We start from the raw sequence: 12,148 nt of genomic DNA on the forward strand, positions 1-12,148 counted from the left end.
CTCATACTTAATTGACTCGAGTTTAACAAACACAAGCCTATTTAGCAGCTATTAATCTCTCATTAAAGAATAAACCCGCACGAATAAGCGCTTGTCTGTACCATACGTAACAACTGCGTTATTATGTCACTTCATTTATATTGCAAAGAAGGTTTTTATGTCGAGCGTTTATGCATGTCCGTTATCTCATCAACTTATTAGCCTCTGCGGTGCTGATAAATTATCTTATTTACACGGGCAAATCACTCAAGATCTAAATAAATTAACCAGCAGTAATTATTTGTGGGCTGGCCATTGCAGCGCTAAAGGTAAACTTTGGGGCGTATTTAAATTATTTACTTATCAAGACAGCTACTACCTTACAGGCAGCGAAAACGAAGTAGAAAAATCGTTAGCTGAGCTAAAAAAGTATGCCGTATTTGCAAAAGTTGACATTAGTGCATGTTCAAAGCGATTAATTGGTCTCATTGGTGATGATTTATCGGGTGTACTCGCACAACTTGATATTAACTTTGAAGGTGATGCGAGCGCGTGTGACTTTGAAAGCGGTAAAGCACTAAAATTAGCTGATAACCGTGTTTTATTAATGGTCGATAGCCAGTTTAGTATGCCTGATGACGTATCTACACTTGATAACGAAGCTCCTTGGCAACAAGCATCTATGCTTGCAGGTGAACCTCAGTTAAGTGCAGATGCAATTGGCGAGTATGTTCCTCAAATGGTAAACCTACATGCTATTGGCGGTATAAGCTTTAAAAAAGGGTGTTATACCGGTCAAGAAACTGTGGCTCGCATGAAGTACCTAGGTAAAAATAAGCGTGCAATGTATATAGTCTCAGGTCAAAGCGAAGGGATACTTTCAGAGCCCGATTTAGAAACCCAATTAGGCGAAAATTGGCGCCGTGCGGGTAAACTAATTGCACAAAGTTTTAATGAACAAACAAATAAATTAACAGGCCTCGTTGTGTTGCCAAACGATACTGATGTAACTCAGGTACTTCGTGCAAAACACACACCTCAGGTGGAGCTAAGCATTCTGCCTCTACCCTACTCTCTTGAAGATGAATAAATAGGAATGACTATGATCGTTGCGGCAAACAAAGTGGTAAAAATGCATTATTCGGTAATGGATAATGATGGCAATAGCATTGATAATTCGTTCGGTGGTGAGCCACTACACTTTATCATTGGCACAGGCTACTTAATTTCAGGCCTAGAAAATGCTTTGCAAGGCAAGCAACCAGGCGACACACTTAGCGTAAAAGTTGAACCTGATGAAGGTTATGGCGAACGCCACGATAACCTAATGCAAGCTGTACCTAAGTCGATGTTTGAAGGTATGGAAATTGAAGTCGGCATGCAATTTCGTGCATCAACAGATGATGGTGACCAATCAGTAATGATCATCGATATCCAAGATGAAGAAGTTATTGTAGATGGTAATAACCCACTTGCAGGCATAACACTTAACTTTGATGTAGAGATACTAGAAGTACGTGATGCAACCGAAGAAGAACTCACTCATGGTCATGTACATGGTGAAGGTGGATGTGGTCACGACCACTAATATACTGTTAAACCAAGAAAAAAAGCGCCTAGGGCGCTTTTTTTATATCATATTGTTGCGCTTAACCGTTTCAGTTTTTGCCTTACTAGGCAGCGCGATTGATACATTCTTTTCTTTTAGAGCGGCTAGTAAACCTTTTTGATCGTTTGTGCCAACTCGATACAAAGTGCCATCTTTAAGCGTTAGCTGTATTGCACTAAAGCCAGATACTGTATACACCCAACCATCGTGAGTAATTCGCATACCAATACCGTGTCTGTAAGAGTTTTGAACTGCCTTAGCTTCTACTACTTCGCCAAGCTCAATGCTTTGCCCTGCAACGCCTGGGCCAAACGCCCAGCTAATTTTTTTATCATCTACTTTTACTGTTAGACCATGGAACAAAAAGCCCACCAGCACTAAAATCCCAGCAAATATCATTAAAGGACCATCAGCGCCTAACAAGTTCCATGCAAGCGCTACAAAACCGCCTATCCACGCTAATACAAAAAAGATAAACACCGCATACTGTTTATGCTGATACATAATATTCTCTAAATTAAATAAATACTTAAAAGCTGTATACCAATGTAGCACTCAGCTCTGAGTCAAACTTGAGTTTATCATCTTCGGGTTTTGAATTATAACGATACATGTAGGTAAATTTGAGTGATACCGCACCAATCACTTGGCTTATCAGTGCGGTTTCCGATTTTAAGCGAGAATTAAGACCTGAAAGCGACTGCTCTATACTCACATCTTGATTAAAACGAGTACGCTTAGAAACCAAACGTTCCCACTGCATTGCAACACGTACTAAATAACCAGTTTTATTAATTTCATCTTCGCTCACATCCGAATCTTCATCGGCTACTGAACGGTATAAGCCAGGTCCTATATCAATATCTACTTTGTTTTTAGAGCCTTGATATACACGCGCACCATAGCCTGTCGCCACCGTACTTTTAAAATCAAGTCCACTAAACTCATCTTCTTCGTAATCACCGTAAATAAAAAATGAGGAGTTTTTAACACCTACTTTATAGTTACCTTGCGCTGATACAAAAACACGATTAGCTGTAACATCAGTGCCACCGCTTTCATCGTTCTCATCACGCTTATAAAGAGAGTCTATTTTAAATTGGTTACGCCACTTTTCAAAGTCTTGGTATAAATTACCTTTGAGCTTAAAACTGGTCGAATTGGTGTTACCTTTACTTAGAATAAAGCCAAATTCAGTATCACCGTAGAACATGTCACCTTTGTGTAACTCATGAATTTCTTCATCAGAGAGCTTGCCATATTCATGAAAATCTTCAAATGGATCAACGGCCCAACTTGGGCAGCTAATTATTAAAAAAATTAAAAATAAATACTTACGCACAATACTCTCTCTGCACACAATTATAAAAATAAGCAGTATTGCTTATTCAGTTTCTTTCCATAAAATATGACAAAACGGAGCATCTTTATCACGACTAATCAAAATTTTAGCAAACAAAACATCATCATTTTCAAATTCTAAACCAACCAACACCTGAATAAAGTGCTCTGGCTCTATTTCAAGGGCTACAAAGTCTTGCCACTGGTCATCTGGCTCGTCTTCTTCAATAAAGCCTAGGTCTTCTCTAAACTCATTAAAGTCTTCAACATCTTTTTCACTCAAGTTATTTGGCGCTAACTCTAAAAAAATATCATAAGCTTGGTGAGTAGCTTCTTCTACCGTATATAAACGTGGACCCGACATATGTGCTTAACCTTAAGCTTTTAAGTTGCGCTATATTATCAAATCTCATCATCATTTTGATAAAAAAAAGCGTAAAACACTGACTTTTTTGTAACCGAGTCATGCTTTATTCATCATACAACTAAAACGATAAATAACAACTTACCTAACCTATTGAATATAAAGATTACTTTTATTATTTTAGTTAAAATAACAACGTAAAATATTTTTATTATCTTAGGTTCGAATTGTTTAGCTTTTTCTCATCTAAAACCAATCCTTTAAGACTACGGCTTTAGCAATAAATTCCATTTATTTAAAAAATACCGTCACTTTACTTAATTCCTATAACAACATAAGCTCAAGCAACAGGTCAGAGGAGTGTGTAATGATAAAACTAGAAAAACAAAATGGCATTGCAACCGTCACGCTTAGCAGAGCAAAAAAACAAAATGCATTAAGCTTTGAAATGTTTGTAGAGCTAAACAAAGTCATTAAAAATATAAAAAGAGATCGCAGTATTCGTGCTGTGGTAATCAAAGGCGATGGCGAGCATTTTTGTGCAGGCCTTGATATATCTGCAGTAATGGCTACACCAATGAACATAGTGAAATTATTGCTTAAATGGTTACCTGGCAATCAAAATTTAGCGCAAAAAGTAGTATTAGGCTGGCAGTCACTGAGTGTGCCCGTTATTGCACAAATTGATGGCAACTGTTTAGGGGGTGGTTTGCAAATAGCTTTGGGGGCAGATTACAGGGTTGTTCATATTGATGCCAAACTTGCCATTATGGAAGCGCGTTGGGGATTGTGCCCCGATATGGGAGCGAATGTAATGATGAGCGGTTTAGTTAAGCGTGACCAAGCACTTTGGCTTGCGAGCCACGCAAACCCAATCACAGCACACCAAGCAAATGAGCTAGGTTTGGTTACTCAGCTTACCGATGATACTCAGCAAGCCACGCAAAACATGCTCAATACATTACTTGAGCGCTCACCCGATACGCTTGCTGCTATTAAACGTGTTACACAACTTAGCTATAAACCAAACCAACGAAAAATACTCGCTAAAGAAACCTTCAGCCAAATTCGCTTATTGCTAAACCCAAACACTAAAAAAGCAATTGCTAAAGCAAAAGGAAAAGCAGATACAACCTACGCAAATACAAAGCACTGGTAGACTATTGCACAATGCATAAAAGAGTTTGATTTGTTAAAGTTAAGCTCTTATCTTTTCTGTGAGCCACTTTGATGAAATATCTGCTCAGTAGCGCTATTATTTTACTCTGTTTAGCCTGCGCTAAACTCATTATGCACTTTATTGGTGGAAGCTTTCCTGCACCGTTACTTGCTATGGTTATTTTATTAGTTTTACTCTTATCGGGTATTGTAAAAGAGCAACATGTAAAACCATGCGCCTCCCCTATTTTAAATATTATGCCTATCTTTTTCATTCCTGCGGGTGTGGGATTTATTGAACATCTCGGCCTTATAAAATCGCACTGGGCATTTTTAGCCTCAGTTGTGGTGCTAGTCCCTATAACTACCTTGTTGCTTGTTAGCAGTGTAATTGCGAACTTTAAGGGAAGAGAAAATAATGACTGATTTTACTTTTTCCGCTATTTCAGAGCTACAGCCTAATTTATGGTGGCTAAGTATTCCTTTTATTATTGTATTGTTTTTAGCACTAAGGGCCGTAAACCAAAGTATAAAAAACAGCGTATTTAAATCGCTCACTAACCCCGTATTTTTAAGTATTAGTATTATCGCTTTATTACTAATTAACCTAAATCTGCCTTATACGCAATTTGCCTCGCACAGCAAATTACTAAGCTGGTTATTAGAGCCCGCGATTGTAGCTTTAGCACTTCCTTTATATCAGCAGTTTACACACGTACGAAAAAACCTATTACTCATAGTCGCAACATGTAGCTTAGGTATTGTTAACGCAACCGTTGTGGCATTTTTGCTAAGCATATTATTTAATGCGCCTGCGCAGCTAAGTGCATCTGTTGCCGCACTCAGTGTCACAACCCCAATATCTTTAATTGTCACTGATTCATTAGGGGGAATTAGCTCTCTTGCTGCGGCTTTAGTTATTTTTATTGGTTTACTAGGCGCTTTATTTGGCTTTATGCTTTTTAAACTCATTAATATTTTTAATCACGAATCTCAAGGTGTTGCAATGGGCACAGCTTGTCATGCAATTGGGACTGCTGCTGCTATTGCTGAGCATCCAAAAGTAGGCGCTTACTCCTCAGTTGCAATGGCGCTAAGTGCTTTATTAACAGCGATTATAGTGCCGCTGTTATATCCATTTTTAGTCAACATTTTGCTATAGTTGAAAAAATACAACATAGCCCTAACATAGAGCGCTTTATGATCAGTTCTGAAATCGAACAGTTTGAAAAATATTACACCATGCTTACTGAGTATATGGTTACCTACAGTATGCAAATTGTTGGCGCTATTTTTATCGTCCTCATTGGTTTGTGGATAGCACAAAAGCTTGCCAAATTTGTAGCAGCCTTAATGACCCGTCATAACGTTGACATTACGCTCACTAACTTTGTCAGTAGCGTGGTAAAAGTACTGCTAATTGTAATGGTTATAATTATTGCACTTGGCAAAATAGGTATCAGCGTTACGCCATTTGTAGCAGCCATTGGTGCTGCATCTTTAGGTGCTGGTTTAGCGCTGCAAGGAATGCTCTCTAACTATGGTGCGGGCCTTGCCATTATAGCCACTCGACCTTTTGTTGTTGGTGATACTATTGAAGTTAAAAATGTAAGCGGCCAAGTTAAAACAATTGAGCTTGGCTACACTATTTTAATCAATGAAGAAAAAGTAGAAATCACCATTCCAAATAAGCACATAGTAGGTGAAATACTTCATAACTCATTTAGTTACTCATTGGTCAAAGGTGAAATAGATATAGCCTATAGTGCTTGCTCTGATAACGCGATTAGCCTTATTGAAGACGTACTTAAAGCACACGAATTAGTCGCACAAAATCCGTTATCACAAGTGGGTATTGAACGCTTTGCCGATAGCGGTGTTACAATAAGCTACCGATATTGGGTACCTACTACTAAAATTATCGAAACCAAGCTGGCTATTAATGGCGGTGTTTATAAAGCAATTAATAACGCTGATATTGAAATCCCATTCCCTCAACGCGTCATTACTATAAATAAAAGCGATATATAGTCATAAAATCCAGTGGGTAATTCAATATTGAATTACCCACATCAATAAACTTCTTTTACTGCGTAAAAACTCCTTATCTGTTTGTTATTTTATCTGTAATATAAAGACTTGGTTAAAAAAGTCGGCTAATCACTCGCTTTAATTACATAATAACAATAATGAGCCATTATGAATCGCAGCCCTTTTTATTTAGGTGATTGGCAAGTCAATCCCCAGTCAAATACTCTTCAGCGTGCAGAAAAAAATAAACAGTTAGAACCAAAAGCCATGGATGTGTTAGTTCATCTTTGCTTCCAAAAAGGCGAAATTGTTACTACTGACGAGCTATTAGATCAATGCTGGAAAAATGTTGAGGTAGGCGATAACCCGCTGCATAAAACAATTACCCAGTTACGAAAAGCCCTCGGTGATAAAGCAAGTGAACCCACCTACATAGAAACTATTCGCAAACGTGGTTACCGCGTTATTGCAAAACTTGAGTTTCCTCTGGCTGAAGATATAAAAAAAAGTGAAAACACATGGCAAGGTGGCTCTCCTTTTTTAGGATTAAGCGCCTACAACCCAAGCGATACACACCTATTTTTTGGCCGCAATCAATCTATAGAAACGTTACTCAATAGAATATCGAGCCAAGTTAAATTTGGTCGTGCTTTTTGCTTAATACTTGGCCCTAGCGGTACGGGTAAATCTTCGCTTGTTAATGCTGGGATTTTACCAAAACTGCTAGATGAGCGAGGCTATAACGGCATTGGGGTTATTTCTTATAGCCAACTCGACTTTGCAGATGTTCATAAAAATAGACTTTTTTTAGATTTAGCTTCTGCATTGCTTGATTGGGATATAAATGGCCTTCCTGTATTTGAAGGATTAAGCGCGCAAACACTGGCAGAGCAACTAGAATTGGCAATCGATGGCGTAATCAACGCCATACAAATTGCACTTAGCAAAGCCTCTACACAACTTAAAACACCACAGTTATTTTTATTTATTGACCGCTTAGAAGTACTGCTTTCTTCTCCTTTATTTAGTAGCGAAACACGCAGCCATTTTTTATCAGTTATTGAGCGCTTAGCAACCTCTAAAACTGTGATTGTATTTAGTGCGTGTCGTAACGACTTTTACCCTTTAGTGGTTGAACAACCAAGTCTAATGGCAGGCAAAGCTCATGGCGCGCACTACGATTTAACACCGCCAAATCGCCAAGAGCTTCAACAAATTATTCGCCTGCCAGCGCTAACCGCTAATTTAACGTTCTCCAATGACCCACAAACCCAAACACCACTGGATGAAATATTGTGCGCCGATACAGCCAATAACCCTGACGCACTGCCCATGCTGCAATACACATTGCAAGAGCTGTACTTACAGCGCAGTGATAATAACGAGCTACTGCACAGTGTTTACACAAAACTCGGGGGTATTGAGGGAGCCATAGGCAAAAAAGCAGAAGATATATTTATTGACCTCAGCAACGAGCAACAACAGCAACTAAAAAGCGTATTATCACAGCTGATCACTTTAAATCCAGATGGTAAAACCATTACGAGCCGCGCTGCCCGCTGGCAAACATTAACGAACACAAGCCAAAAAGAGCTTGTGCAAGCCATGGTCGATAGCCGTTTATTTGTATCGCATTTACAAAATCAAGAAGCCTGTTTTAGCCTTGCTCACGAGGCATTATTACGTCAATGGCCGCGCGCAAAACGATGGATTAATGACCATAAAGATGCCTTAGCAATAAAAAGCCGCTTACAACACCAAGCGCAAAATTGGATAGATGAAGGTAAAAGTAGTGCCTACCTCCTAGCGCCAGGTAAACCGCTACAAGAAGCGCAGCTATTACTTAACGACAAACTGTTTAAATTAGATGATAACGAGCACGCTCTTATCAAAAGCTCTATTAAAAAAACAAAAGCAAAAATAAGAGTAAAACGAGTGACCGTTGCTTTATTGTGCTTACTTACATTCACCGCGTTATTAATGAGCTTTACTAGTTTTAAGGCCCAGCAACATGCGCAAAAAAAACAGCTTGAGGCCGAAAGCTTACTGGGGTTTATGGTGGGTGACTTTGCCGACAAACTGCGTAGCGTAAAGCGTATGGACTTACTTGATGGTATTAGTAATAAAGCACTTGAATATTTTACAAATCAAACAGACGAATCAGGTTCACTCTTTAGCTTTAGCGATGATAAAGCACAATTTAACAACCGTTTCCAGTACGCACAAACCCTCGAAGCAATGGGTGAAGTAGCTTATTCACGGGGTAAAACCGATGAAGCCTTTACCGCCTTTGAAAACGCCCGCACCCGCCTTGAGGCATTATTAAAAATACAGCCTAACAATATAGAATTACTAACGCTTGCGGGTGCCAATGCCTTTTGGTTAGGCCAGCTTCATTATGATAAAAGTGATTACGCTGCCACTGAGCCATTATTTAAAAAGTACCATATGTATAGCGAAACCATGTATTCATTAGCAGCGAATGATTTTAATTCCATTATGGAGTTGTCGTATTCACATAATTCGCTGGGATCTTTGTATTTAAAACAATTTAATTATAAAGCGGCAAAACAGAGCTTTACCGAATCACTTACTCTTAAAAACGAAGCGCTTGTGCTAAAGCCCAACAATAAAAACTTATTGCGTGATAAAGCAGATACCCTTAGTTGGCTTGCAAAAACTGAAGGTATGCTTGGTAACTTCAACACTGCAGTGTATATATTGGACAATGCAGTTGCTGTGGTCAAAAAGGTGGCTAATCACTACCCTGATGACGCGAGTCTTTTTTATATGTCAGCAAATATATATATGCAACAAGGCTATTTACTAAGCTATTTACCTGATAAAAAAATGGCCTATTTAAAAGCTCGCTTTGCGAATGAAAATATAAATGAGGCTTTAAAGCAAGATCCAGAAAATAATGAATTTCAACATATGTATTATCGCTCTTTAGCGCAATTAATAATGTTGTCTTATGACAAAAAAGTAGATTCAAGAATAGGAAAAATTATTAGCTTCTTAAAATCACAAGGTTTTAATAGTATCAATTCTATTAATACACAAATTAGTCTGGCTCGCTATTTTATTGACAGAAACTTCCCTCTTAAAGCGCAAGAGTTATTAACAACCCTTGAGAATGATGGCGAATATAAACGTTACATAACCAATAAAATGAAGAATAGAGATAACTTAGCTCCCATAAATATAAACCTGCTCAAAGCTAAATTAGCTTCGACCAGCGAACAGCGAGAGCAATTTTGCGTAAATGCGCTTAAAGCTATTACTCAAACAGTAAAAATAAACCAAAGTATTCACGTAAAGTACCCGCAGGTACAAGCATATACCTGCTTAAACCGAGCAAACGAAATACCAGCAATAACAGCAAGCCTGATAAAACTAGGCATTACTGACTTTAAACTATAAATACAAAGGAAATAACATGAATACCACCTTAGAAAAAGTCGATTTTCAAGTACATATTGAGTTTAACGATAAAAAAGAGGCCGTTTTTAGCTATACAGAAAATGGTAAAGCCGTTGACGGCGGCGGTACAGTAAGAGCCGAAACTGCAGGTACTTACACTTTAACTCCTGTAACAGTTGGGCTAGGCTTTTTTTTCACGGGGGCTACAATTACTAATAAAATCGGAACATGTGCCCAAGATTTCAGTTATGAACTTAGTGATAACCGCCAAGCAATCACCGTCACCGATACAGCAAAAAACTCAGGCACTGCATGTTTAATATTTAACGTTGAGTGTAATGATAAACCTTATTCAAGCCCTGACCCACAAGTTATAAATAAAGACAAAAATTAATTATTGATTTTAAATTGCACAAGCATAATTTCCCCAGTGCAATTTATTTATAACCTAACTACCTTTTAGCTAAGCACTGACACACTTCAATAAAAACAAATAAAATCAACAAATTAAAAAAGAAGGTTACCGAAAGGTTTAAAAAACATAAATTAAATAAACTGCTAGACATAAAGTTTCATTAACAATAAAAATGAGCAACACCATGTCTAACAATAATGAAAATAGCAGAGCAAACAACACCGACAACGCTGTATCTGCATTAATCAGCAGCATTTCTAATACCGTTAACAATGAAAAAATAAGCGCAATTATTAATGTCACTAATGTCATGGCCGATGCTATTTTTATTGTTAATGCAGATGGAGTGTTTGAATCAGTAAATCCCGTTGCAGCTCGTTTTTTTAATGTTACGTCTGACTCATTAATAGGTAAAAAATGGCAAGATTGTTTACAAGAACAGTATCGCGATGACTATCAATACATGTTTGAAAGTTGGAAAAACAACTATCAAACACCACTCAATCATGGCCCGAAAGAAGTTAAAATAATAAAAAACAATGGTAACTGTTTAGATATAGAGCTCTCAATTTCTTGTATACCCGCATCAACTACAAACAATATCCCTCTATTTATTTGTATTATGCATGATATTTCTAGGCATGTTAAAAAGTATAAAGTACTCGAAAACATAGCCAAAATAGATCACCTTACAGGCGTCGCTAATCGCTGCACTTTAGAAAAGGCGATTATTAAAAATTGGCAAGAATGCATAGTAGACAAACAGCCTTTGAGTTTTATCTTGATCGATATTGATTTTTTTAAACTGTTTAATGATAATTTTGGTCATGTAAAGGGTGATAAATGTTTGCAAAAAGTAGCTCAAACAATTGAAGACTGCCTCCCCTCAAAAGATAGTTTAGTAGCACGCTATGGTGGTGAGGAGTTTGCTGTTGTATTACCCCGCTCACATGTCTCAAATGCAGAAATGATCGCAAAACGTATTCAAGAAAAAATACTCAACATTAATTTTAGAGATATTGGTTTGCCAGCGAATGTAAAGATAAGTGTAAGCCAGGGTTTAGCGTGTGAATACGATAATCAATACAGAACATCTGAGGCATTAATATGCGCGGCTGATACGGCTTTATATAGAGCGAAGTCGGAAGGTCGTAATAAATTATGTATAAGGTGATGTACTAACTATTTGGTATAGCCTTTATCTACTAAAATAAAAAACCGCAATTGCGGTTTTTTATTACTTGAGAAAAGCTTAAATGTCGATTAGCAGCCCTTCGTCTTTTTTAATCTTTTCGATCACCATATAAGTATGATGAGTGCCCACGCCGGGAATATCGACTAAGTCGCCAAGAACTTGTCTATATTCTTCCATATTAGACACGCGGATTTTTAATAAATAATCATAACCGCCTGCCACCATGTCGCATTCAACGACTTGTTGTATTCTTAATATATGCTCTCTAAATACCTTAAATACTGCTGTATTTGAAGCAACAAGCGACACTTGAACATGTGCTACTAAGCTTTGATTAAGCTTTGCTTCGCTAAGCTTAGCGTAGTAGCCTTCGATATAGCCTTCTTGCTCTAATCGTTTTACACGATCAAGACACGGGCTTGCACTCAAATTAACCTGTTTTGCGAGGTTAACATTTGAAATTCTGCCGTTCTTTTGTAGAACGTCTAGTATGGCTAAATCAATACGATCTAGCATGCGTAATCTATTTGGAATTGTCATAACAGAATTTTATGCGGATAAGTTAAATTTATGCCCTGTAAATTATCGTAAAACGCGAAATTTAACCAGCATATTCTGCTGAAATTTAATTAG

Annotated in this window: 13 protein-coding genes; 9 read left to right on the forward strand and 4 right to left on the reverse strand. The window is 37.7% G+C overall.

Features of this window, described 5'->3' with window-relative positions; translation table 11 throughout:
* Positions 1 to 157: 157 nt before the first annotated feature.
* Entirely contained in the window at positions 158 to 1,069 is a 912-nt protein-coding gene (gene ygfZ, locus CXF76_RS17975) for a CAF17-like 4Fe-4S cluster assembly/insertion protein YgfZ (RefSeq protein ID WP_024609020.1), read from the forward strand.
* A gap of 12 nt (positions 1,070 to 1,081) precedes the next feature.
* Positions 1,082 to 1,567, forward strand: coding sequence for an FKBP-type peptidyl-prolyl cis-trans isomerase (locus CXF76_RS17980; RefSeq protein ID WP_007581704.1), 486 nt, complete (start codon positions 1,082 to 1,084; stop codon positions 1,565 to 1,567).
* A gap of 42 nt (positions 1,568 to 1,609) precedes the next feature.
* Here CXF76_RS17980 and CXF76_RS17985 read toward each other — a convergent pair whose 3' ends face one another.
* From CXF76_RS17985 to CXF76_RS17995, 3 genes are read right to left on the reverse strand one after another with little or no spacing between them, the layout of a single operon-like run.
* Positions 1,610 to 2,092, reverse strand: coding sequence for a hypothetical protein (locus CXF76_RS17985; protein WP_008168001.1), 483 nt, complete (start codon positions 2,090 to 2,092; stop codon positions 1,610 to 1,612).
* Between the two features lie 25 nt (positions 2,093 to 2,117).
* Positions 2,118 to 2,930 carry a DUF481 domain-containing protein gene (locus CXF76_RS17990; protein ID WP_010553209.1) on the reverse strand — a complete coding sequence of 271 codons (813 nt, stop codon included), beginning with the start codon at positions 2,928 to 2,930 and terminating at the stop codon, positions 2,118 to 2,120.
* A 42-nt stretch (positions 2,931 to 2,972) separates the two neighbouring features.
* Positions 2,973 to 3,293 (reverse strand): HI1450 family dsDNA-mimic protein, encoded by a 321-nt coding sequence (locus tag CXF76_RS17995; protein ID WP_007581697.1) that lies wholly within the window; start codon positions 3,291 to 3,293, stop codon positions 2,973 to 2,975.
* Positions 3,294 to 3,660: 367 nt separating this feature from the next.
* On the opposite strand from CXF76_RS17995, the gene CXF76_RS18000 reads away from it, so the two are divergent.
* From CXF76_RS18000 to CXF76_RS18030, 7 genes are all read left to right on the forward strand, one after another.
* A complete protein-coding gene (locus CXF76_RS18000; RefSeq protein WP_024609018.1) occupies positions 3,661 to 4,452 on the forward strand; it encodes a crotonase/enoyl-CoA hydratase family protein in 792 nt (263 codons plus the stop codon).
* Between the two features lie 71 nt (positions 4,453 to 4,523).
* Positions 4,524 to 4,877, forward strand: a complete 354-nt coding sequence (locus CXF76_RS18005; RefSeq protein WP_024609017.1) for a CidA/LrgA family protein — start codon at positions 4,524 to 4,526, stop codon at positions 4,875 to 4,877.
* Positions 4,870 to 5,613, forward strand: a complete 744-nt coding sequence (locus CXF76_RS18010; protein WP_024592978.1) for an LrgB family protein — start codon at positions 4,870 to 4,872, stop codon at positions 5,611 to 5,613. Before CXF76_RS18005 ends, CXF76_RS18010 begins: the two co-directional genes overlap by 8 nt.
* Positions 5,614 to 5,651: 38 nt before the next feature.
* Complete coding sequence (locus CXF76_RS18015) at positions 5,652 to 6,482, forward strand: mechanosensitive ion channel family protein (RefSeq protein ID WP_008167991.1); 831 nt, start codon at positions 5,652 to 5,654, stop codon at positions 6,480 to 6,482.
* Between the two features lie 168 nt (positions 6,483 to 6,650).
* On the forward strand, positions 6,651 to 9,905 hold the full coding sequence (locus CXF76_RS18020) for an nSTAND1 domain-containing NTPase (protein ID WP_024609016.1): 3,255 nt from the start codon (positions 6,651 to 6,653) through the stop codon (positions 9,903 to 9,905).
* A 16-nt stretch (positions 9,906 to 9,921) separates the two neighbouring features.
* Positions 9,922 to 10,299 (forward strand): DP-EP family protein, encoded by a 378-nt coding sequence (locus CXF76_RS18025; RefSeq protein ID WP_024590008.1) that lies wholly within the window; start codon positions 9,922 to 9,924, stop codon positions 10,297 to 10,299.
* Between the two features lie 205 nt (positions 10,300 to 10,504).
* The gene (locus CXF76_RS18030; protein WP_024609015.1) at positions 10,505 to 11,494 is read left to right on the forward strand and encodes a sensor domain-containing diguanylate cyclase; all 990 of its coding nucleotides are present in this window, start codon (positions 10,505 to 10,507) and stop codon (positions 11,492 to 11,494) included.
* Between the two features lie 78 nt (positions 11,495 to 11,572).
* Here CXF76_RS18030 and CXF76_RS18035 read toward each other — a convergent pair whose 3' ends face one another.
* Entirely contained in the window at positions 11,573 to 12,055 is a 483-nt protein-coding gene (locus CXF76_RS18035) for a winged helix-turn-helix transcriptional regulator (RefSeq protein ID WP_024590009.1), read from the reverse strand.
* Positions 12,056 to 12,148: the final 93 nt, after the last annotated feature.

The organism is Pseudoalteromonas sp. 78C3, assembly GCF_002836695.1.
Classification (GTDB): Bacteria; Pseudomonadota; Gammaproteobacteria; order Enterobacterales; family Alteromonadaceae; genus Pseudoalteromonas; species Pseudoalteromonas arctica.